General features: G+C 40.0%; 15 protein-coding genes, 1 tRNA gene and 8 pseudogenes. 19 read left to right on the top strand and 5 right to left on the bottom strand.

Going from position 1 to position 24,439, the window contains the following annotated elements:
• The first annotated feature begins 38 nt into the window (after positions 1-38).
• The 14 genes and pseudogenes from lgt (at position 39) to namA (ending at position 14,360) form a co-directional block, all read left to right on the top strand.
• Positions 39-872: a prolipoprotein diacylglyceryl transferase gene (gene lgt / locus MAQA_RS08500; RefSeq protein WP_036073283.1), complete on the top strand. Its 834-nt coding sequence runs from the start codon at positions 39-41 to the stop codon at positions 870-872.
• 24 nt (positions 873-896) lie between these two features.
• The gene (gene ppaX / locus MAQA_RS08495; RefSeq protein ID WP_036073110.1) at positions 897-1,553 is read left to right on the top strand and encodes a pyrophosphatase PpaX; all 657 of its coding nucleotides are present in this window, start codon (positions 897-899) and stop codon (positions 1,551-1,553) included.
• Positions 1,554-1,555: 2 nt separating this feature from the next.
• Positions 1,556-2,063 (top strand): annotated as a pseudogene (locus MAQA_RS08490) (acyltransferase).
• A gap of 110 nt (positions 2,064-2,173) precedes the next feature.
• Positions 2,174-3,634 carry a tetratricopeptide repeat protein gene (locus tag MAQA_RS08485; protein ID WP_036073107.1) on the top strand — a complete coding sequence of 487 codons (1,461 nt, stop codon included), beginning with the start codon at positions 2,174-2,176 and terminating at the stop codon, positions 3,632-3,634.
• Between the two features lie 84 nt (positions 3,635-3,718).
• Positions 3,719-4,682, top strand: a pseudogene (gene trxB / locus MAQA_RS08480) (thioredoxin-disulfide reductase).
• Between the two features lie 219 nt (positions 4,683-4,901).
• Positions 4,902-6,164, top strand: a complete 1,263-nt coding sequence (locus MAQA_RS08475) for a M20/M25/M40 family metallo-hydrolase (RefSeq protein WP_036073105.1) — start codon at positions 4,902-4,904, stop codon at positions 6,162-6,164.
• Positions 6,165-6,176: 12 nt separating this feature from the next.
• Positions 6,177-6,978, top strand: a pseudogene (locus MAQA_RS08470) (DUF3100 domain-containing protein).
• Positions 6,971-7,465 (top strand): hypothetical protein, encoded by a 495-nt coding sequence (locus MAQA_RS08465; protein WP_036073103.1) that lies wholly within the window; start codon positions 6,971-6,973, stop codon positions 7,463-7,465. Before MAQA_RS08470 ends, MAQA_RS08465 begins: the two are co-directional and overlap by 8 nt.
• Positions 7,466-7,637: 172 nt before the next feature.
• Entirely contained in the window at positions 7,638-8,639 is a 1,002-nt protein-coding gene (gene galE, locus MAQA_RS08460; protein WP_036073100.1) for a UDP-glucose 4-epimerase GalE, read from the top strand.
• Positions 8,640-8,666: 27 nt separating this feature from the next.
• Positions 8,667-10,395 (top strand): annotated as a pseudogene (locus MAQA_RS08455) (phospho-sugar mutase).
• A 102-nt stretch (positions 10,396-10,497) separates the two neighbouring features.
• Positions 10,498-11,374 (top strand): annotated as a pseudogene (gene rapZ / locus MAQA_RS08450) (RNase adapter RapZ).
• A 1-nt stretch (position 11,375) separates the two neighbouring features.
• Positions 11,376-12,344: pseudogene (locus MAQA_RS08445) on the top strand (YvcK family protein).
• 5 nt (positions 12,345-12,349) lie between these two features.
• Positions 12,350-13,323, top strand: a pseudogene (gene whiA, locus MAQA_RS08440) (DNA-binding protein WhiA).
• A gap of 26 nt (positions 13,324-13,349) precedes the next feature.
• Entirely contained in the window at positions 13,350-14,360 is a 1,011-nt protein-coding gene (namA, locus tag MAQA_RS08435; RefSeq protein ID WP_036073098.1) for an NADPH dehydrogenase NamA, read from the top strand.
• A 40-nt stretch (positions 14,361-14,400) separates the two neighbouring features.
• Here namA and MAQA_RS08430 read toward each other — a convergent pair whose 3' ends face one another.
• The 3 genes from MAQA_RS08430 to clpP form a co-directional block, all read right to left on the bottom strand.
• On the bottom strand, positions 14,401-15,582 hold the full coding sequence (locus tag MAQA_RS08430) for a metal-dependent hydrolase family protein (RefSeq protein ID WP_036073096.1): 1,182 nt from the start codon (positions 15,580-15,582) through the stop codon (positions 14,401-14,403).
• A gap of 15 nt (positions 15,583-15,597) precedes the next feature.
• On the bottom strand, positions 15,598-16,773 hold the full coding sequence (locus tag MAQA_RS08425; RefSeq protein WP_036073094.1) for a hypothetical protein: 1,176 nt from the start codon (positions 16,771-16,773) through the stop codon (positions 15,598-15,600).
• A 187-nt stretch (positions 16,774-16,960) separates the two neighbouring features.
• Complete coding sequence (clpP, locus tag MAQA_RS08420; RefSeq protein WP_036073092.1) at positions 16,961-17,554, bottom strand: ATP-dependent Clp endopeptidase proteolytic subunit ClpP; 594 nt, start codon at positions 17,552-17,554, stop codon at positions 16,961-16,963.
• 177 nt (positions 17,555-17,731) lie between these two features.
• Between clpP and MAQA_RS08415 the strand changes: the two genes are divergently transcribed.
• Positions 17,732-17,803: transfer RNA gene (locus MAQA_RS08415), tRNA-Arg, on the top strand.
• Between the two features lie 710 nt (positions 17,804-18,513).
• Here MAQA_RS08415 and MAQA_RS08410 read toward each other — a convergent pair.
• Positions 18,514-19,398 carry an ROK family protein gene (locus MAQA_RS08410; protein ID WP_036073089.1) on the bottom strand — a complete coding sequence of 295 codons (885 nt, stop codon included), beginning with the start codon at positions 19,396-19,398 and terminating at the stop codon, positions 18,514-18,516.
• Positions 19,399-19,577: 179 nt separating this feature from the next.
• Between MAQA_RS08410 and celB the strand changes: the two genes are divergently transcribed.
• Complete coding sequence (gene celB, locus MAQA_RS08405; protein WP_052008545.1) at positions 19,578-20,885, top strand: PTS cellobiose transporter subunit IIC; 1,308 nt, start codon at positions 19,578-19,580, stop codon at positions 20,883-20,885.
• A 17-nt stretch (positions 20,886-20,902) separates the two neighbouring features.
• Here celB and MAQA_RS08400 read toward each other — a convergent pair.
• Positions 20,903-21,800, bottom strand: a pseudogene (locus MAQA_RS08400) (tyrosine-protein phosphatase).
• A 199-nt stretch (positions 21,801-21,999) separates the two neighbouring features.
• On the opposite strand from MAQA_RS08400, the gene MAQA_RS08395 reads away from it, so the two are divergent.
• The 3 genes from MAQA_RS08395 to MAQA_RS08385 are packed head-to-tail and all read left to right on the top strand — an operon-like array spanning position 22,000 to position 24,102.
• On the top strand, positions 22,000-22,719 hold the full coding sequence (locus MAQA_RS08395) for a GntR family transcriptional regulator (RefSeq protein WP_036073086.1): 720 nt from the start codon (positions 22,000-22,002) through the stop codon (positions 22,717-22,719).
• Between the two features lie 58 nt (positions 22,720-22,777).
• Positions 22,778-23,179, top strand: a complete 402-nt coding sequence (locus MAQA_RS08390; RefSeq protein ID WP_036073082.1) for a hypothetical protein — start codon at positions 22,778-22,780, stop codon at positions 23,177-23,179.
• A gap of 11 nt (positions 23,180-23,190) precedes the next feature.
• Positions 23,191-24,102 carry a dipeptidase gene (locus MAQA_RS08385; protein ID WP_420911941.1) on the top strand — a complete coding sequence of 304 codons (912 nt, stop codon included), beginning with the start codon at positions 23,191-23,193 and terminating at the stop codon, positions 24,100-24,102.
• Positions 24,103-24,439: the final 337 nt, after the last annotated feature.

The following is a 24,439-nucleotide window of genomic DNA, read 5'->3' as shown; positions in this document are numbered from 1 at the left end:
CAATCAATACGAACAAAGTGAATGAAAGTAGGTTAGACATGGAGAATCAAATTAAACCGCTTGATCCAGTTGCGATTGATCTTGGCGGGCTCTCAATCAAATGGTATGGTGTTATTATTGCAATCGGTGTTGTTGTTGCTCTTTTACTTGCCCTCAGAGAGTCTAGCAAGCGTGGGCTAGATAAGGAATTATATATTGATCTTTTGATTTGGGCGATTCCCATCTCGATTATTTGTGCACGAATTTACTATGTGGTATTCCAGTGGGATTTTTATAAAAACAACTTGGGAGAAATCATCAAAATTTGGCACGGTGGTATTGCTATTTATGGAGCATTAATTGGAGCGGTTGCAACGGCCATTGTTTTTGCACGCGTTAAGAAAATTTCATTTTGGCAATTGGCTGATATAGCTGCGCCAAGTTTGATCATCGCTCAAGCTATCGGGCGTTGGGGCAACTTTATGAATCAAGAGGCGCACGGCGCAGAAACAACGCGAAGTTTCTTAGAAAGTTTGCATTTACCCGACTTTATCATCAATCAAATGTATATCGAAGGTACATATTATCAACCAACCTTTCTATATGAAAGTCTTTGGAATGTTTTAGGTTTTGTCGTTTTACTCATCTTGCGTCGAACAAAAATCAGGCGAGGTGAGCTCTTCTTGAGTTATGTTATCTGGTACTCTTTCGGTCGGTTCTTTGTCGAAGGGATGCGGACAGATAGTTTAATGTGGGGCGATTTCCGCGTTTCTCAAGTGCTTGCGATACTACTTATTGTCGTTTCTCTTGCAATAATTGCTTACAGACGAATGAAACAAAATCCGCCTTACTATATGGCTGACAAGTTCGGGGACGTACCAAAAAGGAAATAACTTTAATCAGGAAAGGGTGTAGACATGACTAGAGAAATCACAACCCTGCTTTTCGATTTAGATGGGACTTTGATCAATACCAATGAACTCATTATCGCTTCTTTTCAAGCGACTTTAAAAGAATTTTTACCTGAAAAAGAATTTTCTCGTGAAGAGATTCTGCCTTTTATTGGTCCGCCGATTTCCGAAACCTTTGGAAATTTGTTGCCGGAACGAGCAGAAGAAATGATCACCTTTTACCGGGCGTTTACAAATGAACATCATGATGAGCTTATTTTGGAATATGATGGCGTTTATGAAGCCATTCGGGCTCTTTATGAAGAAGATTATAAGCTTGCTATCGTCTCAACGAAGATTTATGATACAGTGATGCGCGGCCTTAAAGTAATGGGACTTGATAAATTTTTCCAAGTGGTCATCGGCTTTGATCAAGTGAAAACAGCAAAGCCAGATCCAGAAGGCATTAATATGGCGCTGACACTTTTGAATGCTTCTCAAGAGGAAGCTATTATGATAGGAGATAACTATCATGACATTCTAGCTGGGAAAAATGCTGGAGTGAAAACGGCTGGTGTTGCATGGAGCATTAAAGGTGAGGAAACACTTCTAACCTATGAGCCTGATTATATGTTGCACAAAATGGGAGACTTGCTAAAAATTGTTCACGATGAGGAACAGTAACGATGCGTCGCTTAAATCGCTTTAAGCCAAGCAGAAAAAAAAGAAAATCCGCTATTTCGAGTGTATCAAACAGTCTCCTTTTGGCGAACTTTAAAGAATACACTCGTGATAGAGTTTTGTCGCTATTTCCCGTGGATTTCTGGCAAGCGGAAATTGTACCGAAAACTACTGCGAATGGAAATCGGTGAAAATACGTCCATTGCTTTTAAAGTGACATTTGATTTGTTTTACCCAGAAAAAATCAAAATTGGTCGGAATTCGATTATTGGGTTCCATACGACTATTTTGACCCATGAATACTTGGTTGAAGAATATCGTACGGGAGATGTTCAAATTGGTGATGATACTATGATTGGAGCTAATGTAACGATTCTTCCGGGAGTGCTGATTGGAAACCGAGTAAAAGTAGGCGCTGGAGCGGTTGTGAATCGGGATATTCCAGATGACCATTTGGCATTTGGAAATCCGCTAATTATACGCCCGCTTGATCTGGAAGATAAAAGGGACTGAAATAAAGAGCATTGTATAAATGTTGCTCTTTATTTCGGTCTTTTTGCCACTTGCGGAACAAAAAATCTATGATATACTTCAACTAAGAAACGAGGAATGGAGGGGAGAAGTTGAAAAAAAGAGAATCAAGAGACGCGAAAGTGATTCACTTTTTCCCAAATAGTTATTTCTATTTTGAACGGGGGATTGCGGCTTTTCGCGAAGAAAAGATCAAAGAAGCAATCGGATATTTAGAACGAGCACACGAATTAGAACCACGTGAACCCGTGGTGATGTGTCAACTCGCTATTTGCTACACGGAAATAGGGCAATTTCACAAGTCTAATCAGTTTTTACGCTATATTTTGGAGAATTTGGATGAGAATATGGTGTATTGCTATTATTTTATTGCCAATAATTTTGCTTATATGAAAGATTTTAGGCGTGCGCTTCAATATGCTAAGCGGTATCAGGAGCTTGACTCGTCTGGTGAGTATAAAGAAGAAGCAGAGGATCTGATTCAGCTTTTACTTGAGGAAACTCCGATCGGCGTAGCGCTTGAAAATAATTTTGCTAAGGCTGAACAGGAGTTTTACCAGTACAAGCGGGAGCTGAATCGTTATTTGGCGGAGGAAGATAGTGCTTCGGCATGTCAGGTGCTTGAGAAGGTGATTGATGAGAAGCCTAATTTTTGGCCAGCCTATAACCAACTGGCGCTGCTTTATTTTGAAGATTTGCGAGAAGAGGAAGGCTTGAAGATTCTATACCGTCTACTTGATCGCTCTCCAGGGAACTTGCTCGGACTGGCGGATCTATTTGTGTACCATTATTTTAAAGCCCATAAGGATGAAGCGGAGGCGCTATACGAGGAGCTAAAGAAAGTGGTTCCGATTCTTACGCATCATAAAGAACGTTTGGCTGTTTTACACGCGATGATGGAAAATTACACGCTGGCGGAGAATTTATTCATGGATATTGTCGACCTTGAAGTGACTGATCGTCCGCGTTTTTATTATTACCGGGCAAAAACAGCCTTTTACCTTGGACAGGAGGAAAATGCGCGGGAATACTGGCAACAGTTCTTGAATTGTGATGTTTACGAGCGAGAAACTTTTCCTTTTTCGAGAAAAGGGGGGATGGCTCACGAAGCTCCGCAAATTTTGATGGAACTTTGCAGAGAAGATGAGCTCGATCATTTTATTGGTGTTTATGCACTCTCGATTTCTTCTGTGCGTGCGGAATTGCTCTTGTTTAATCCGCTGTTTGAAATGAGCAATTGGAGCTATCTAGAACATTTAGTATTCACAGATTTCGAATATTTACCGGAAGGCATTTTAGAACGAAATTGCAAATGCTTGATCCAGATTTGGAACAAATTGGGGGATGATATTTTGCCGCTTTCTATTTCAAATCTTGCTTTTTACAAAGAAACACTTGCTACAATTTTCCGCTTGAGCGAAGCCGAGATGGTGCTTGATGAGGAACGCTTGATGGGGATTTCCGCTTACTTTTTAGTTCGTTTTGGCGGGAAAACGGCAAGTGAGGCTACACAAATTTGCGGGGAAGAACCGTTTGAACTTCCTTTTCCGTGACCACGTGAGCAGAAAAATAGACGAAAACAGGTTTTCGTATTAAGCTTTTGATAGATTTAGAACTGGGAACTAGGAGGAATAAAAATGGCAAATGAAGAAAAAATTTATGATGTCATTATTATCGGTGCGGGACCGGCTGGTATGACAGCAGCACTTTATACGTCTCGGGCAGATTTAGATACACTAATGATTGAACGCGGAGTTCCCGGCGGCCAAATGGTGAATACGGCCGAAGTCGAAAATTATCCCGGCTTTGATAGTATTCTTGGTCCTGAACTATCCGATAAAATGCTGAGCGGTGCTAAACAATTTGGTGCAGAATACGCTTATGGCGACATTAAAGGAATTGAAGATCATAATAGTTATAAACTAGTTACGGCTGGTTCAAAAAGTTACAAGGCGCGTGCTGTAATCATCGCTTCCGGTGCTGAACATAAAAAAACTTGGTGTAACAGGCGAGGAAGAGTTGTCCGGTCGCGGCGTTTCTTATTGTGCAGTTTGTGACGGGGCTTTCTTCAAAAATCAGGAACTACTTGTTGTTGGTGGCGGTGATTCAGCCGTTGAAGAAGGAACTTATTTAACGCGTTATGCAGATAAAGTAACGGTGATCCATCGTCGCGATAAATTGCGGGCACAACAAATTTTACAAGATCGTGCATTTAAGAATGATAAAGTGGATTTTATTTGGAATTCCGAAGTTGAAGAAATTCTTGGTGATGGAAAGAAAGTGACAGGCGTTCGTCTTGTTTCGACACAAGATGGCTCAAAACGAGAAATCCCTGCAGCTGGTGTTTTCATCTATGTTGGATTAGTTCCGCTTACTGAACCTTTCCGTGGCTTAGGTATCACAGATGAAGCGGGCTATGTTGTAACGAATGAAGAAATGGAAACAACGATTCCTGGGATTTTTGCGGCTGGTGATGTGCGCGCGAAAACACTTCGACAAATCGTTACAGCAACCGGCGACGGCGGTATTGCTGGACAAAATGCACAAAAATTTGTGGAAGAGTTGAAGGAAACTTTGGCGCTTGAAGAAGCGAATAAATAATGGATGTAAAACCCCCGCCTTTTGTTAGGTGGGGGTTTTATTTAGCGTGAAATGATTTTGCAAATATTAGAAAAATCCGATTGGATGCTATATCTATGTCGGAAATGTTATGTTAAAATAATTTCATGAAAGTTTTCCAGCTGTATTTTTCAGCAGCAACAAATATTCTGTAGATCTTTTGCTAGGGAGTTTAAAAAATAATGAAAAGGTGGCTTGAAAATGTTTTTTCGTGAACGCTTTGAAGAAATGTCAAAAATTGCACATGATTTGTTCGATCATCCAGAATTAGGATACAAAGAAGTGTACACCAAAAAAGTGGTGGAAGACTTTTTATTGAAAGAAAATCCGGATGCGGAGTTGGAACATTTTAGTGCAACGGGGATTAAGACGTGGCTTTCGACGGATAAGGAAGTGACGATGGCGTTTATTGCTGAACTAGATGCGGTTTATGCGCCGACGCATTTTAATGCTGATCCAGAAACAGGGGCGGCTCATAATTGTGGGCATTTTACACAAATTACGACAGCGCTCGCTTTGTATGCCTACTTGGTAAGCTCTAAAGCTTATGAAAAATTTGATTTCAATATCGTTTTTGTATTCGTTCCTGCAGAGGAATTTTTAGACCTTGAGTATCGTGAAAAGTTACGTGCACGAGGAGAAATTACATATTATGGTGGAAAACCAGAAGCGATGAAACTGGGCGTTTTTGACGACATCGACTTTGCGATGTGTGTGCATGCGATCGGTGAAACGTTCGATAAGCCGACGATCGAAATTAATTGTGACTTGGCAGGATTCTTGTATAAGTACTATGATTTTGAAGGAAAAGCTGCGCATGCGGGCTTTGATCCGTTTAGTGGGGTCAATGCCTATAGTATGTCTAATTTATTTAATGTTGCTCTCGGCTTCATGAGGCAACAAATGGATGACACGATGCTCGTGCGCTTTAATCCCATTTTGATGAATTCGAACATGTCGACGAATGTCATCCCGAATAAAGTGCGCGTAGGAACGGATCTTCGTACGAGAACGCTCGATTACATGAAACAAACAGCGGTGAAGCTTGACAAGGCTGCGCTTGGGAGTGCGATGAGTTTAGACGGCGAAGTAGACATTCAAACACAAATGGGGTATTTGCCATTTATTCAAAATCGTTATTTGAATGAATTTGTGAAGAAAGCTTATTTGAAAAATGAAGCTGTGGAAGCGATTATTGAAGACCGTGGTGGTATTGCAGCGGCTGGAGATATTGGTGATTTATCCTTTATGATGCCTTGTATTCAAATCAGCTACGGTGGGTTTACGGGATCTATTCACGGCGATGACTTTAAAATGATCGATGAACCATTTGTGCTTGAAACACTGCCAGGATTTATTGCAGATGTGCTTGAAGAGATGAATGGATCCATTGATCGTAAGGAATTATATAAGCGTAGTTACAAAGAATATGAAGAACAAATCTTGAGTATAATCGAATCATAAAAGGGAGGACCAATGAAAAAGAATTTTATTTATTTGTTAGCGACTGTTTTAGTGATCATTACGATTTCGGAATTAATAGGAATTGTGCCAGTGAAAATGGGGAAAGTAACGATTACGATTCTTCCACTCGTTTTTGCTGTCATAATCGGGATGATTCTCGGTATTCCTTATTTTAGAAAAGGGATTTTAAAACGAATTTATAGCAAGGAAAATGTTGGGTTTTCTGGAAAGTACTTAATTTATATTATGTTGCCGTTAATGGCACGTTACGGGGCAGATGTAGCTCCGAATATCAAAGAAATTTTCAGCATTGGTTGGGTTTTTATCTTCCAAGAGCTTGGAAATTTGGGAACTGTTTTGCTCGGTCTTCCGATCGCGCTAATGCTTGGTCTTCGCCGTGAAGCGATTGGGGCAACACTCGGTCTTGGGCGTGAAGGGGAACTCGCTTATATCTCTGAGAAATATACACTCAATTCGCCAGAAGGCCGCGGTGTTTTGTCGATTTATTTAATTGGGACTCTTTTTGGAGCGATCCTTTTTCAGTGTTTTTGCACCGTTCTTACTTTATCTTGGCTTCGATGTACGAGCGCTTGCGATGAGCTCTGGGGTCGGTTCAGCCAGCATGATGACCGCAGCTTCTTCAACTCTTGCAGCTCAAGTTCCTGATCAAAGCAGCACGATTTTATCTTTTGCTGCGGCAAGTCAGCTTTTAACAAGCTTTTTGGGAACTTATACGATGGTCTTTTTGGCGGTTCCGCTACAAAGATTCATGTACCGAGTTTTAACAAGGAAAGGGGAGAAGCAAGGTGTCTAACAAAGCACTTCAGCATAAATACATTAAATTTGGTTTAGTTTTACTTTTGAGTATTGCTCTAATTTTATTTACACAACAAGTGAAGTTGTGGAAAAATCCTGAAGGAACGCCAATTTCAATGAATACGATCATTGGACTCCTTGTTTTATGGGGCTTTTCATTTATTGGGATTCTTGTTTCGGATATCATGAAAAAAGTACCCGTTAATATTTTGAAGAGTTTCCCGGTGCTTGGTTGGGTTTCACTTGTTTCACTTATTTTCTGCTTGTCATCGAATTTCTTCGTTCAAGCGATTGCAGCTGTGGATTTCTTGTCAATTACGACGCCGATTTTGGCGTTTGCTGGAATTTCAGTTGCGGATCACTTGATTGATTTATCGAAGACTTCTTGGAAAGTAGCAATTGTTGCGATTTTCGTTTTTATTGGTACTTACCTTGGAAGCGCCATTTTATCGCAACTCGGATTATGGGTAACTGGGAAGTTGTGATTGGAAGAGGAAAAGCTGGAATCGAAGGATTCCAGCTTTTTTTGCTGAGCAAAAGCGAAAGATAAATGACGAATTTGTGAATAAAGTGGAGTTCTTAGCGAATTCACATGACGAAGCACACGATTTGTTGTAGAATGGATATAAATGTAAAAAAGTACGAGGAGGAAATGAGATGAGCATTCTTGTTCTTGGGGGAGCTGGCTACATTGGCTCACATGCAGTAGATCAGTTGATAACGGATAACTATGATGTGGTTATTGTTGATAATTTAAAAACGGGACACCGACAAGCGGTACATGAAAAAGCTACTTTTTATGAGGGGGACATTCGCAACAAAGTGTTCTTGCAAGAGGTATTTCGTAAGGAGAAAATTGACGGGGTGATTCATTTTGCGGCAAGTTCGCTTGTCGGGGAATCGATGGAAATCCCGCTAGACTATTTGAATAATAATGTTTATGGGACGCAAATTTTGCTTGAAGTGATGGAAGAGTTTGGCGTGAAGCATATTGTATTTTCTTCAACAGCTGCTACTTACGGGGAGCCCGAGAAGGTGCCGCTTACAGAAGAGATGCGTACGGAGCCAGAAAGTACATACGGCGATTCGAAATTGATGATGGAGAAGATGATGCACTGGTGTGATCTTGCTTATGGAACACGTTATGTGGCGCTACGCTATTTTAATGTAGCGGGAGCGAAAGAAGATGGTTCGATTGGTGAGGATCATAATCCGGAATCTCATCTTGTGCCGATTATTTTGCAAGTGGCTCTTGGACAGCGTGAGAAGTTGATGATTTATGGGGATGATTATCCGACGGAAGACGGAACTTGCATCCGAGATTATGTCCATGTTGTCGATTTAGTGAAAGCTCACATTTTAGCGCTTGAATATCTGAAAAATGGTGGAGAAAGTAATATCTTTAACCTTGGAAGCAATAAGGGATATTCAGTGAAGGAAATGCTTGAAGTTGCGCGTGAAGTAACTGGAAAAGCTATTCCAGATGAAATTGTAGCACGGCGTCCTGGGGATCCAAGTACGCTCATTGCATCAAGCGAGAAGGCAAAACGAGTTTTAGGATGGGAACCGGAGCATACGGATATGCGAGATATTATTGGCGCGGCTTGGAGATGGCATTCGACGCATCCAAACGGCTATGATGATAAAAATGAAAAGTAAACGAGGGTTTTTGAGAGGAGATTAGTTATGAACTGGCAAGTTGAATATCAGAAATGGCTCGATAATTCGGATTTAGATGAAAAACTTCGAAAAGAATTAGATGAAGAAGCTCAGAACGAAAAAGTTCTTGAAGATAGTTTTTACCGGGATATGGAATTTGGTACAGCTGGTATGCGTGGTGTGCTTGGGCCAGGAACAAACCGGATGAACATTTATACGATTCGAAAGGCATCGGAAGGTTTGGCTCGTTTTGTTGCTGAAAATGGGGAAGATGCGAAGAAACGTGGTGTTGTAATTGCCTATGATCCGCGCTATATGTCACGTGAATTTGCATTTGAAAGTGCAGCTGTTCTCGGGAAACATGGTGTTAAAAGTTATGTGTTTGAGGCGCTCCGCCCGACTCCAGAGCTTTCTTTTGCAGTACGCTATTTAAACTGTTTTAGTGGAATTGTGATCACGGCAAGCCATAATCCGCCAGAATATAATGGCTACAAGGTTTACGGAGAAGATGGTGGACAAATGCCTCCTGAGGGTGCAAATGCAGTTACGGAATATATGAATGCTATTCAAGATGTTTTTTCAGTTCAAATTGAAGATTTGGAAATACTGAAAACAAAAAGGCTTGTTAGAAGTGATTAGTGAAGAAGTGGATCGTCCATATCTTGATAAACTAAAAGAAGTGATTGTGAATCAAGCGCTTGTTCGTGAAAAGGGAAACGATATTAAGATTGTTTTTACACCGCTTCACGGGACAGGTGGAATTCTAGGTGTGCCAGCGCTTCAAAGTGTTGGGTTTACAAATATTGTGAAAGTAGAAGAACAATTTATTAATGATCCTGATTTCTCAACGGTCAAGTCACCTAATCCGGAAAATCGTGAAGCTTTCCGTCTTGCGATTGCTTATGGTGAAAAAACGGAAGCTGATATTCTCGTTGGAACGGATCCAGATGCTGACCGACTTGGTGTGGCTGTTCGGACGAAGTCAGGTGAGTTTGATGTGCTTTCAGGGAATCAAATTGGTGCGTTAATCTTAAACTATTTGTTGAAACAAAAGAAAAAGCAAGGTGAGTTGTCACAAAATGCAGCAGTATTAAAATCCATTGTGACAAGTGATCTTGGCCGAGATATCGCTGAATTTTATGGTGCAGAGATGATTGAAGTTTTAACCGGCTTTAAATTCATTGCAGAACAAATTAAACGCTTTGAAGAAACGGGTTCAAACGAATTTGAATTTGGCTATGAAGAAAGCAATGGTTACATGGTGAAGGCCTTTACACGAGATAAAGATGCCATTCAGGCAGTTCTTGCCATCTCTGAGGTGATGCTCGATGCCAAAGAACGAGGGCTTACGCTGTTTGATGAGTTAGAAGAGCTTTACGAGCAATTTGGCTACTATAAGGATGATCTTGTGTCGCTCACATTAAGTGGGAAAGATGGTTCAGAACAAATTAAAGCACTGATGTCACGTTTTCGTGAACAGTTGCCAACAAGTATGGGCAGTGAAAAAATCAGTCGAACGGAAGATTATTTACGCAGTGAGACGACGTATGCCACTGGTGAAACGGCTGCGATTGCACTACCGCGTGCTGATGTTCTGAAATTTTATTTAGAAGATGGTTCTTGGTTCTGTCTTCGTCCATCTGGAACGGAACCGAAAATCAAATTCTATTTCAGCATTAAAGGGAAAACAGCGGAAGAAAGCTTGGATAAATTGACGCGTGTTCGTGATGCGCTTTTAGAGCAAGTGGAAGGATAAGATAAGGAAAGAAGCTTCAGATTTTGGAGCTTCTTTTTCATTCTTTCTTCATCACAATGTGGTACAATAAAAGAATAGCTAAAATGGAAAGGGCGTGGAATTTTGGCTTCTAATCAATTACAATTAGTCATTATTACTGGGATGAGTGGGGCAGGAAAAACGGTTGCCATGCAGTCGTTAGAAGATTTAGGATACTTTTGTGTCGATAATTTGCCGCCTTCGCTTCTTCCTAAATTTTGGGAACTGATGAAAGAATCAGGGAAGATGAATAAAATTGCGCTCGTTATGGATCTTAGGAGCCGCGATTTCTTTGATTCGATTGACTCGGCGCTCGATGATCTTGATAATACATCTTTTATTACAACAAAAATTTTATTTTTAGAAGCGGACGACCAAGTGCTCGTTTCGCGCTATAAAGAATCAAGACGGCATCATCCGCTTGAACCAAATGGATCGGTTCTTGAAGGGATTCGATCTGAACGTGAACTTTTTAAGCGATTTGAAAGGCCGTGCGCAACTCGTTATTAATACTTCGCGCTTGTCACCGCGTGAATTGCGTGACCGAATCAACCAAGAATTTAAGGCGGAAGATAGAGATATTTTTAACGTCCAAGTGATGTCATTTGGATTTAAATATGGATTGCCGCTTGATGCCGATGTAGTGTTTGATGTTCGTTTCTTGCCGAATCCGCATTACATTGACAAGATGCGTCCTTTAACAGGAAAGGATAAAGAAGTTTATGATTATGTCATGAAGTGGCCAGAAACGGAAACGTTTCTTGATAAAACACTTGATTTGCTTAATTTCACATTGCCGTTTTATAAGCGGGAAGGAAAAACACAACTTATTGTCGCGATTGGATGTACAGGTGGGCAACACCGCTCTGTAGCGCTTACTGAATATATTGGTAAGGCCTTGAAGCCCAAATACGAAACGATTATTTCACACCGTGATATGAAGCGCAGAAAGGAAAGTTAAAATGAGTAGGGATGCAATGCCGAAAGTAGTCGTGATTGGCGGAGGTACAGGAATTCCTGTTGTTTTAAAAGGATTAAAAAAAGAAAAAAAATCGATCTGACTGCGCTCGTTACGGTTGCTGATGATGGCGGAAGCTCGGGGAAAATTAGACAGCAGATGGACGTTTTGCCGCCGGGGGATATTCGGAATGTCATGATTGCTCTTTCAAACGCGGATCAGCGCTTGACGGATTTGTTTCAGTACCGGTTTACGGTGGACGGTGATCTCTCGGGTCATGTGGTTGGGAATTTAATTTTAACTGCACTTTCACAATTAAACGAAAGTTATGTGGATGCGATCGATGTTTTAGCGAAAGTATTAAGAATTCGTGGGAAAGTAATTCCTGTTACGGATAAACCGCTTATTCTCAAAGCTGAAATGGAAGATGGGGATATTGTTACAGGCGAATCGCTTATTCCACTACAAAAAAAAGCCGATCAAACGCGCTTTTATTGAGCCAGAGAATGTGGAACCACTCGAGACGGCGACGCAGGCGATTCGGGAAGCAGATTTGATTGTAATTGGCCCAGGTAGTTTGTATACGAGTATTTTACCGAATTTGCTTGTAAAAGGAATTGCTCAGGCTGTCATAAATTCAAAAGCTGAAAAAGTTTATATAACCAATATTTTAACGCAAATAGGAGAGACTGATTATTTTAGCGATGCGGATCATATTCGTGTGATTCAGGAACATGTCGGCGAGCCGTTTATCACAAAAACATTGATCAACACGGAGAAAGTGCCACATGAGTTGCTATTTCCTGATGAAGTTGCACAAGTCGTACATGACGCTGCAGGAATCAGCAAGTTGGGTGTTGAGGCTATTTATCATGATTTTCTCTCGACCGAGGATGGACTTGTTCGCCATGACGGAGAAAAGGTGGCTACAGCACTTCTAAATTTGCTACCGAATTATAAAGAAAAGGAGTGAGTGAAGTGTCATTTGCTTCAGAAACAAAAAAAAGAATTAACGCATTTCGAAGTGACGGATGATGAAGCGAAGCCGGAACTTGCTGCTTTTATCCGCATGAATGGGGCAGTTTCCATTTCAAATGGCGCTCTAGTCGCAGATGTTCAGACTGAAAATGCCGCAACTGCAAGACGGATGTATCAGCTACTTAAAAGGCTTTACGATATTCCGATCGAGCTTTTAGTACGAAGAAAAATGAAATTGAAAAAAAAATAATGTTTATATTGTTCGCTTAAAAGTGAAAACACGTGAAATTTTAGAAGATCTGCATATTTTAAAGGATTCTTTCACATTTATTAAAACAATTGACAGAGGCTTTGTGAAAAAAAGAAGTGCGAAGCGGGCCTATCTTCGTGGTGCATTTCTTGCAAGTGGATCAGTAAATAATCCGGAAACTTCTTCGTATCATTTGGAAATTTTTTCGGTTTATTCGGAGCATAATGAAGCGATTTGTGACTTGATGAATCAATTTGGGCTCCATGCACGGACGTTGGAACGAAAAAATGGCTCCATTACGTATTTAAAAGAGGCGGAAAAAATTACAGAGTTTCTTAGTATTATTGGTGCCACTTCTGCACTTTTACATTTCGAAGATGTGCGTATTATGCGAGATATGCGAAATTCAGTAAATCGGTTGGTGAATTGTGAGACGGCTAATCTGAACAAAACGATTAGCGCGGCAGTCCGCCAAATTGAAAATATTAAATTTATTCAAGCGGAAGTGGGGCTAGATGCTCTCCCAGAACGGTTACGTGAAATTGCTGAACTGCGAGTGACAAATGAAGATGTTTCACTTAAAGAACTCGGGGAAATGATCAGTGCGGGGCCCATTTCAAAATCAGGAATCAATCATAGATTACGCAAGATTGACCAGATAGCTGAGAGAATGCGAAATGGGGAAACGCCATCGCAAGTAGGGCTCCATGTTGTTGAACATTAAAAAACAAGGAAAAGGATGCGAGTTTAATGTCGAAATTATTTTCTAGCTACAAATTACAAGATGTAACACTTAAAAATCGGATTGTAATGTCGCCAATGTGCATGTATTCTGTTGAAAAAGAAGATGGGATTGCAACGGATTTTCATTTAACTCATTACATGTCACGTGCTGCTGGTGGAACAGGTCTTGTTTTTACTGAGGCAACAGCAGTACAAGCCATTGGACGAATTTCAGCAAATGATCTTGGAATTTGGAATGATGAACAAATCCCGATGCTTAAGCGAATTACTGACGGCATTCACTATCATGATGCAAAAGCAGGCATCCAACTTGCACATGCAGGTAGGAAATCAGAACTTGAAGGTCGAATTGTTGCACCTTCAGCAATTCCTTTTAGCGAGAAATATGGTACGCCAGAAGAGCTCTCTGGTGAAGAAATTAAGGAATTAGTAGCTGACTTTAAACGAGCAGCTTACCGGGCGGCAGAAGCAGGATTTGATGTTATTGAGATTCATGCTGCACATGGTTACTTGCTTCATGAGTTTCTTTCGCCGCTTACAAATCGGCGAGAAGATTCTTATGGTGGCCCAGCTGGGAATCGTTACCGGATTTTAAGTGATATAATTAAAGCTGTCCGTGAAGTTTGGGATGGTCCTGTCATTGTCCGGATTTCTGCGGATGATTACGCACATGGTGGCTTAACAGCAACAGACTATATTCCATTTGCAAAATGGATGAAAGCAGATGGAGTAGATCTCATTGATACTTCTAGTGGCGGGTTAGTTCCTGTTGCACCAAAAAGTTATCCTGGCTATCAGGTTCCATTTGCTGAACAAATTCGAGCAGGTGCTGGGATTGCAACTGGATCAGTGGGACTTATTACGAATGCTGTTCAAGCAGAAGAGATTCTTGGAAATGGACGTGCAGATTTAATTTTTCTTGGACGCGAGTTGCTTCGTAATCCATATTTTGCGAGGGAAGCAGCTATTCAACTTGGCGAGGAAATAGCTGGACCTGTTCAATATAGTCGTGCTTAAAAAGAACCCCCCGATGCATTAGCATTGGGGAGTTCTTTTTTTAAACAAGTCTTCCTTTTTTATAAACATCTTTTTCACCTTGGACAGCTCGGATATCTTCTAGAGGATTTTCTTTTAAAACAAGGAAATCTGCTAGTTTGCCATCTTCAAGAGTTCCAGTTTCTTGATTGATTTTCAAGAGTTCTGCTGCATTTTTGGAAGATGCTTGAAGGGCTTGAAGTGGTGTAACACCAGCTCGAACCATCAGCTCCATTTCGAAGGCAGCGCTGTTTTCAAAGTCATTATAAGCTGTGCCTGAGTCAGTTCCAAGTGCTAGTTTGACACCTGCCTTTGCAGCTTTTCCGATGCTTTCAAAGTGAGCTTCCGATATTTCTACGGATTTAGCAACCATGAATTCAGGTAGTACATCTGGATGTTGGTTGATAGCGTAAGGTGCAATCAATGTTGGAACTACAAAGGTGTCATGTGCAAGAAGCATTTGGATCGCTTCATCATCGAGATAAACGCCGTGTTCAATGGAGTCGACCCCTGCTCGAATCGCATTTTTGATGCCTTCTGTGCCTTGGGCATGCGCACAAGCTGTATAGCCTTTGTGATGAGCCTCTTCAACGGCTACGCGCATTTCTTCTTCGCTAAGTTGAACATCAGTTGGCTTTTCACCATCTACACTTACACCACCTGTAGCCATCATTTTGATATTTCTTGCGCCGTTTTTGATATTTCTCCGCGCATTTCTTCTCATTTCATCAGGGCCATCTGTTTCAAGTCCAAGTTCAACGCCGTGACCGCCAGTCATGACAAGTGCTGGACCAGAACCAATGATTCCCGGAGCAAATAAATGACCTTCTTTTTCAAGTTGAGATAGCTTCAAGTCGATATCGAATGAAGAACCGCAATCACGAAGGTAGGTAACACCATGTTTTAAAGATTTTTGAATGTTATCTAGGGCGATAAAGGTTCCGCGAACAGCCTCAGCTTCTTTACTTGAAACAGTTGAAAGACCGCCGATTTTGAAGAATGGATCAAGAACCACGTGAGTGTGGCAATTGATTAAACCAGGCATTACAAAGTGACCGCTTAAGTCTTTTTCGGCGTCGAAGCTGTGGTTTTCAAGATCGAAAAAGAGACGTCCGGTTGATTCGTCAACGCCAAAATCAATTTGTTCAAATTGTTCCCCGTTTCCTGTAAAAACTTGTGCATTTTTGAATTTTGTTTTTGTCATGTTTCATCCTACTTTCTATATAAATTTTATGAAAACTGATGCGATAATAATTGAAGCGATCGAAACGGTAGTGAACCCGCCGACAAGCATTGGAGGAAGCATATTTTGGGTCAGGTAATCGACTTCATTTGGATCTTTCGACACGTCCTTAATCACGTCGTTAGTTAAGATATAGTCGGCTGGAAAGCCAAGCAGTGAAGTGAGTGCCACGGCAAAACCCATTTCTTTCGAAAGCTTCAAATATTTTGACAATAAAAATGAAACAAGATACATTCCGATGACACCTAGAACAAGCAAAACGATAATCTCAGGAATGTAGGAGATAAATCCTTTTGGAGTAGAAGTACTGAGCTGCATGAATATGTAAGCAATTAAGCCATAAATTAGCCAATTGAAAACTCCAGCTTTGTGAAGCGCATTTTTTTCTAGGAAACCGAGTTCACAGAAAATAACGCCGAAAAGTAAACATAAGATATTGAAATTAATAAAATTATGAATTAACTGACTTGCCGCAAAAGCGATTAATGCTACTAGTATAACACGTGCTAAAATAAATGCACCTGTTTTATAGTCGTTTGGCAGTTTTTCAATGAATTTTTTGGAATTTTCCTCATCAATTTCTTCTAAAGAATCTGTTTGACTAATATTACCACTTTGGAAATTAGTTTGTAAACGTCGTGCTTCTTTTTTGAGCATGATTGAAGTGATTGGATAGCCAAAAATCCCATGGAACATAATCATATAGACCGGCAATGTAGCAAGTGAAGTTAAGCCGATTTGGTTTAAACTGTCACTCATTAGGAGGGCGGATACGATTCCACCAACCATGGCAGGAACAGCGGCTAAAACAGTGTGAAGATCAAAAATAAAGCTCCCGATCGTAAGCGTCAGCAGAAGCGTTCCGCAAACGCCAAGGAGACTAATGGCAACTGCTTTCCACTGTCTTGCAAGTTGTCTTAAATTCATGCTGGTACCTAAGTGGACTAATAGAAGCGGTACGCAAATACTCGCAAAGTTGACGCCGAAACTAGCTTTTTCGACAAGGTCTTTCGGGAAAATGGTCCAATAACCAATGATGAAAATAACCGAAGTGATGAAAAGTGACGGGATGAGTGCCTTCGTCCAAGTGGAAACCCACTCACCAACGAAGATAGCGACCATGACCGCCAGGAATGCTGCGATTGTTGCCATAAAATCTCTCCTTTTTATTTAATTTTAGAAGTTATTATACAGTAAATTTTTTTAAAAAAGAAAGACTAAATTGAAAAATAATTAAAAAAATTTGTGACATTTACAAAAAAGAAGTGATACATAGTCGCATAATTGTGCATAAAAATAACCTTGCACCTGTATAAGGTGCAAGGTCAAAACGTATAACTTATTTTAAAGCAGCTTTATTAACGACAATATCATCGATTAAGCCGTATTCTTTAGCTTGTTCTGCGGTCATGAAGTTATCGCGATCTGTGTCCCGTGCAATGACTTCAAGTGGTTGACCTGTTTTATCAGATAAAATCTGGTTCATACGTTCTTTGATTTTCAAAATATGACGAGCAGCAATTTCAATTTCAGTCGCTTGACCTTGAGCGCCACCAAGTGGTTGGTGAATCATAATTTCTGAGTTTGGAAGGGCAAATCGTTTTCCTTTTTCACCAGCTGCAAGAAGGAACGAACCCATTGAAGCTGCCATGCCCATTCCGATTGTTTGAACATCTGCTTTGACGAAATTCATGGTGTCATAAATCGCCATTCCAGCAGAGATGCTTCCACCAGGTGAGTTAATATAAAGGAAAATATCTTTTTCAGGGTCTTGTGCATCAAGAAATAGTAGCTGAGATACAATTGAGTTAGCCACATTGTCGTCGATTGGAGAGCCAAGCATGATAATGCGATCTTTTAAAAGGCGAGAATAGATATCATAAGCACGTTCGCCGCGGCTTGTTTGTTCAATAACTGTAGGGATTAAATTCATATCAAGATTCCTCCTGTGAATAGCAATAATTTAGAACGAGAGAAAGACTCTCCCTCATGTAATGATTATATCATATAACAAAGGTCAAAGTAGGTCAAATGAAAGGCTTTGAAATTGGAATAAAACTTGTAAAAAGCAGGTTTTTCGGCTATAATAATTAATCGTACGGTAAAAATTGCCCTCGTGGTGCAACGGATAGCACGTGAGATTCCGGTTCTTAAAATGGGGGTTCGATTCCCTCCGAGGGCGTTAGAAGTAAATTGAAAAACATCTTATAAATGGTGATAGATTAAGTTTTGCCAAGCGTTTTCGCCATTTGTAAGATGTTTTTTAATGCTCCATTTTACTGTTACTTTTGTGTATTTGTGGCAGTATAAAAGTAAAGAGGACGATCTTGCTTACGTGGAATTCTGTAAATAAAATAATAAGAAACTTGATTGCCTGTATGAAGAAAGAGGTGTTATATAATGTTATTAGGCGAGGCACTTACTATTTGGGACTCTCTTTTTACCCTAGGTGTTTTTTTTAGTAATAATTGGCGTTCCTCTAGTCTTAATTATCTGGTTATATAAATTTTTGAGAAAAAGCAAATGAATAATAGTATTTAATTATTATAGATTCTTTATTATTTATGATTTTCATAGCAAAAATTCTTATCATCGTATAGTACGTTTGGTGGGATAAGAGAAATTCGGAATTTAATCAAAAAAGAACCAGCAAAAGAAAAGTTCTGCTAGGAACTAGTACTGCGGTTACGAAATTTTGGAAAAACTTCCGAGATTTTAGAGGTTGAATGGTTCCAAAATAAAGGATATCGATCAGGTGTCTCCTGATGGTCAATGAAAAAGTAAAATAAGGAAATAAAGCCCCGACAAAAGTCAGGGCTTATTTTTATATGAAAATGAACATAAAGCAAGCAAAACGGTAGATAGTATTCTTATCGATATTTGAGCTGGTAGTTAATTAGTTCTTCTATCTATTGATTTTAACGCTTCCTCAGCAAGCGCCAAGCAGCCCACAATTCCAGCATTATCCTGCAAGGCGCAAGGGACAATGTACTGATCTACTTGCTTGATTGGCAAGTAATTGTTTAGTAGCTCCATGAACTTGTCTCGTATAAGCGGAAATAAATGTGCTTGTTTCATAACCCCGCCACCGAAAATAATTTTTTCAGGCGAGAACGAAAGGGTGTAGTTGACACAAGCCTCAGCCAGATAGTGAGCTTCCAGTTTCCAAGCTGGATCATCGGCTGCTATATTTTGTGCGGGTTTGCCAGCGCGCGCTTCAATTGCGGGGCCGGCTGCTAGACCCTCTAAGCAATTCTTGTGGTAAGGACAATGGCCTTCAAAAGGGTCACTTGCTAATTGATTAATATAGATGTGTCCAATCTCAGGATGCCCTTTTCCTTCCATTACTTTCCCATTTAAAACAACTCCACCGCCAATTCCTGTTCCGACGGTTATGTAGATACAATTTTCATTTCCAGTAGCCGCGCCGTATTTTAATTCACCAAAAGCGGCTGCATTGACATCTGTTGTCCAAAAATAAGGGACATCAAATGTTTGTTTCATCGTGCCAAGAAAATCAAAGTTTTTCCAAGCAAGCTTTGGTGTATTGGTAATGAATCCATATGTAGGAGAATTTGGATCAACATCTATTGGTCCAAATGACCCTATTCCAATACCTTCGACTTCGTAGTTTTTAAAAAAAGCAATGATCTTAGGTAAGGTTTCTTGTGGCGTACCTGTTGGGATGCTAATGCGTTCCACAATTTGTGTGATGGAGTTTTTCGAAGCTACTGCACAAACTATTTTTGTTCCTCCTGCTTCAATTGCACCTAACATGTCTGTTCTTCCTTCCGCTAGAAGTGAAAAGGCACTTCTTTTTTATTTAATGCTCTTCTTACTACTTATCATAACGACCTTTTTGCTAAAAATCAATCCTTTTTACTAAATGACTGGACATTTAAAAATAATGATGATACATTTTAAATGTAATCGATTTCAAAAAATGGGGTGAAGGTATGAATGGATTTATGGATAAGTTGTCGGAGAAGATATTGCCACTTGCGAATGCACTCGGAAAAAATCGTTATTTATCAGTACTTCGGGATGCTTTCATGTTGGCGTTTCCGCTCACAATGTTTGGTTCTATTGTTGTTGTCATTACAAATTTGCCATTTCTAAGTGATAGCACAAAGGCGATGTTAACGGAGCTTTTGGGAAATGGACAAAATGCAACAATGAGTATTATGACGCTTTTTGTGACATTTGGTATTGGCTATTATTTATCTAAATCTTATGATGTAGAGGGGATTTTTGGCGGGGCAGTTTCATTTGCCAGTTTTTTAATCTTGACACCTTTTGTAGCTACTGCGGCAGGTGGGGAGGAAGTCTCCGGGGTTCTTGCCCTCGATCGGCTCGGCGCGAAAGGAATGTTTATCGGCATGATTGCAGCATTTCTTGCGGCTGAAATTTATTGTCGGGTAACTAAGCGAGGATGGCAAATCAAAATGCCAGAAGGAGTGCCACCGGCTGTTATGAAGTCATTTTCTGCACTGATTCCAGCTGTTTTAACTTTGTCTGTTTTTCTCATTATTAATGCAGTCATGACGGGTGTCTTCCATGCGAACTTGCATGATGTTGTGTATGAAATCATCCAAAAACCATTAACCGGTCTTGGAAGCAGTTTACCAGCAACTTTATTGGCATTGTTTTTGGTTCAATTCTTATGGTTTTTCGGATTGCATGGTCAAATTATTGTTAACTCGGTCATGGACCCGATTTGGAATACATTGATGCTTGATAATTTAGAAGCTTATCAACACGGACGAGAGCTTCCGCATATCATTACAAAACCATTTATGGAGACTTTTACTGTCGGTTTGGGTGGTTCAGGTATGACTCTTGCCGTAGTTGTATTACTCGCTTTTGTTCTTAAGAAAAAGCAGTACAAGGATATTGGCCGACTCGCACTTGCTCCCGGTATTTTTAACGTCAATGAACCAGTTATTTTTGGCTTGCCGATTGTACTTAATGCGACGATTCTTATCCCGTGGGTGCTCGCACCGCTTGTTGTGACCACTCTTAATTATCTTGTCATGGCAGCAGGGATTGTACCACCGCCTACGGGAGTGTCTGTTCCGTGGACAGTGCCGATCGTCGCAAGTGGCGTACTTGCAACAAACTCTTGGCTTGGCGGAGCTCTTCAAGTTGTCGACTTTTTCATCGTCGCACTCATTTGGTATCCGTTCTTGCGCGCACTTGATCGTCAAAAAGAAAACCCGATTTTAAAAATAAAAACAAGGCAGGAACCTGGAAGCGAGGTTTAACTGTCTTGTTTTCTTTTTTAGCTCAAATATTTATTTTTCAATTTTATGAGGTCGGCATTCGTGAGGCCGAGTCCATTCTTTAGGAAGCGTTCCATTGAACCATACTGCTCATTGATTTCCGTAAAGGCAGCATCTAAATAGTTTTCACGCACATCCATGATAGCTTTCATTCCGTTGATCACTTTTGAATCATCGGTTTGCTTGGAAATTTCCTCGATCGCTGTTTTGTTTTCAGCAGCACGATACTTATTGGAAAGTAAATAATCTTTCATAATCGTTTTCTTGGGAACCCCAAGCGCTGAAAGAACGAGTGCGGTTCCGAATCCGGCTCTATCTTTTCCGGCTGTGCAATGCCATAAAACGGCACCTTTATCGTTTTTGAGCAAGATATTGAAAAACTCTTTATAGGCCTGTCGAGCATGTTCATCCGTCACAAAACTTTGATTAGCTTGAATTAAAAAGGTTTCAGGATTGTCCATTTTTGATAAGCTAGCTGTTAAATCAGCCATGCTTGTTGAAGCGCCATTGTCTTTCATAATCGAGTCATGTGTATAGCGAACGCCTTGGATAGGTGGATCAGGCTTTTCTTTCACCTCGCTATTTGTCCGAAAGTCTACAATTTGATGCAGTCGATAAGTGCCTTTTAATTTGCGAATGTCTTCCCCGGTTAACTTGTAAAGTTCTGCTGAACGAATTAGTCTATGCGATTTAATCCTCTTGCCATCAGTAGTTTTGTATCCTCCTAAGTCGCGGACGTTAACAGCGCCATCTAGTTTGATTTGTTCGCCAGCTATCATCTGCGCTGAGGTTATGTTTTTTTTCGCTTGTTCTCGCTTTTTTATCTGACTGGCAGCCTGTGAGTAGTAAACTGGTTCCAACAACTGCAATTCCTGTTACTTTCACCCATTTTTTCATATGTAACCCCTCCTTGTTTTTTAGTATAGTAGGTGAGTTTTAGGCTTTATTGAAGAACGTGTTAACTTCGTGTAAATGGTTCATGAAGTTTTCATCGTTACAAAAAAGTAAGGCTGAATCAGGAGAGAAGCGATTTTCTTTACTATTTTAGATTGAGGAAATTGGCGGATTCAGTTATACTCAAATGGAGGTGAAGAAGGTGCCAAAATATGAAGAAATCGCGAATATATTACGAGAACGCATCCAAAACGGCGAATATCCAGCTGATAGTTTCATGCCAAACCAAGTTGATTTAGTGGATGAGTTTGGTGTGAGCAGAATGACGATCAAAAAAGCGATCAATATTTTGACGATGGAAGGTTTGGTGTATTCACAGCGCGGATCGGGAACTAAAATTTTAAATCATCCGTTTCTTAAAGACAAAAATCTATCTTATTTAAAAGATTACCAGGGTCTTAGTAATGATTTTGAAAACACGAACCATGATCTTGTGAGTGAACCCATTCAGTTTACCGTGGAATTCCCGGATGAAGTAATCCAAGAAAGGCTAATGGTAAGTGACAGTCAACCGGTTTACAATATTCTCAGGCTCCGGATTTTGGACGGAGAACCATTCATTTTAGAGCATACTTATATGCCAGTAGATCTGGTTCCCGGGCTTACAAAAAATCACATTTGCCACTCGATCTATTCTTATTTGAAAAAAGAACTAGGAATTAAATTTGCGGGCGCTTACCGAACGATTTCTGCAGATAAAAGTTCTGCGTATGACGAGAAATATTTAAATTGCGGAGAACATGACCCAATTCTTGAAATTAAACAAGTTATTTATCAAAAAGATGGTAGGCCGATTGAGTTTTCGCGCAGTCGTAACCGTTTTGATGTTCGAGCTTATTCTTATTTGGATATTCAGGTTTAAAAAACTATTTTTGAAGAAAAGTGTTAAATACGTGTGAACGAGAAAAAGGTGGTAAGATTTGGGCTTAAAAGAACGACTTGAAAAAGAAATTTATGACTTTGCTAGGGAAAATGAGCTTGTAGTGAACGACATCGATTTACTTTATGCAGGGCCAACTATGCGAACGCGACATACGCTCGTTCTTGCATTTACGGATGTGGGTATGTTTACTTTCCAGTTTAAAATGGGAGAAGCAGAAATGCATTACTTAGCCAAAGAAAAGCTACACAAGGTGGAAATTGGCAAGAAAAACCTTGTTTATCAGCTGAAAATTCAAGCGCTCACAGAAGAACAGTCGCTTGAAGCTGGGACATATTTGGTCAGTAAGCACGTTTTTGGAAGGAAATGGCACCGAGCAACATTAAATAAATTGTTGGGACTTGAAGGGAAATCGCTGTTTGAAGGAGGAAATAACAAGTGAAAATTGTGGATATGCACTGCGATGTGCTTTATAAGTTGCAACAAGCTAAAGGACGAATTACATTTCAAGATTCTCCAGAACTTGATGTGAATTTTGAGCGGATGATGGAAGGGGAAATGCTTCTGCAAAGTTTTGCCATTTTCTTAGATCCAGAGGTTCCGGTTGAGCAGAAATGGAAAAAAGCGGTGGAACAAAGCAATATTTTTAAGCAACATGTATTGCATCGAAATGGTGTCATCAAGCCACTTAAAAAATGGAAGGATTTGGAAACACTTCCAGAAGGGAAAATTGCAGCTGCTTTGACTCTTGAAGGAGTTGAACCAATTGGGCAAGATATTGAACGGTTGGAGCAACTGCTAAATGGCGGCGTTCTGTCAGTAGGCTTAACGTGGAATAATGCCAATCTTGCAGCAGATGGGATTGAAGAGACACGCGGTGCAGGATTAACTCGCTTTGGAAAAGAAATTGTAAAACGTTTAAATGCACACCGAGCTTTTACAGATGTTTCACATTTAAGTGAGAAGAGTTTTTGGGATGTCATGGATATTTCAGAATTTCCAATCGCTAGTCATTCAAGTGCAAAAGCAATTTGTTCACATAAACGTAATTTAAATGATGACCAAATTAAAGCAATGATTGAAAAAGACGCTATGATTCATGTGATTTTCCATCCACTTTTCACAACGGAAAGTGGCACGGCGGATATGGAAGATGTGGTACGGCATATTGAACATATCGCAGAACTTGGTGGGATTCGAAATATTGGATTTGGATCAGACTTTGATGGAATTCCATCACATGTAAAAGGCCTTGAAAATGCTTCGGATTTTCAAGATTTCATTGCTGTTTTGGAACATCATTTTGGCAAGCAAGAAGTTGAAGGATTTGCTTACCAAAATTTTATGAACCATTTACCGCGCTAAAGAATAAATTGGATACTTTAACCTTAAGAAGATAAGGAAGTAGGAATAAAGAAATGAAATTTCTAAGCTCCTACTTCTTTTTTGTATGCTATAAATTTTCAAAAGCTGTATATTGACAAAAAAAATGCCTTGAAAATAGTTTGTAAATGAAACAAAGTCACAGATGAAAAAAAGTGGTTGTTGCTAAAATGAGTATGGAAGTTGGGAGAAAGAAGGTTAGATAGAATTGGAAAAGTAGGGAATATAGACTACTGCTAAATTTATTTTTCGTAAATCTAAGGTTTTTGCAACAAATCGGTTTAGAAAATATCTTTAGCTTAAAAACAAAATGCTTTGG

Origin of the sequence: Listeria aquatica FSL S10-1188 (assembly GCF_000525795.1) — a bacterium.
In the GTDB taxonomy this organism is placed as follows: domain Bacteria; phylum Bacillota; class Bacilli; order Lactobacillales; family Listeriaceae; genus Listeria; species Listeria aquatica.
This window is presented reverse-complemented; position numbering and strand designations above follow the sequence as displayed.

Bases quoted from the DNA above. Each gene is read 5' to 3' on its own strand.
- lgt (WP_036073283.1), top strand. From the start codon at position 39: ATGGAGAATCAAATTAAACCGCTTGATCCAGTTGCGATTGATCTTGGC.
- ppaX (WP_036073110.1), top strand. From the start codon at position 897: ATGACTAGAGAAATCACAACCCTGCTTTTCGATTTAGATGGGACTTTG.
- MAQA_RS08475 (WP_036073105.1), top strand. From the start codon at position 4,902: ATGTTTTTTCGTGAACGCTTTGAAGAAATGTCAAAAATTGCACATGAT.
- galE (WP_036073100.1), top strand. From the start codon at position 7,638: ATGAGCATTCTTGTTCTTGGGGGAGCTGGCTACATTGGCTCACATGCA.
- namA (WP_036073098.1), top strand. From the start codon at position 13,350: ATGTCGAAATTATTTTCTAGCTACAAATTACAAGATGTAACACTTAAA.
- MAQA_RS08430 (WP_036073096.1), bottom strand. From the start codon at position 15,582: ATGACAAAAACAAAATTCAAAAATGCACAAGTTTTTACAGGAAACGGG.
- MAQA_RS08425 (WP_036073094.1), bottom strand. From the start codon at position 16,773: ATGGCAACAATCGCAGCATTCCTGGCGGTCATGGTCGCTATCTTCGTT.
- clpP (WP_036073092.1), bottom strand. From the start codon at position 17,554: ATGAATTTAATCCCTACAGTTATTGAACAAACAAGCCGCGGCGAACGT.
- MAQA_RS08410 (WP_036073089.1), bottom strand. From the start codon at position 19,398: ATGTTAGGTGCAATTGAAGCAGGAGGAACAAAAATAGTTTGTGCAGTA.
- celB (WP_052008545.1), top strand. From the start codon at position 19,578: ATGAATGGATTTATGGATAAGTTGTCGGAGAAGATATTGCCACTTGCG.
- MAQA_RS08385 (WP_420911941.1), top strand. From the start codon at position 23,191: ATGCACTGCGATGTGCTTTATAAGTTGCAACAAGCTAAAGGACGAATT.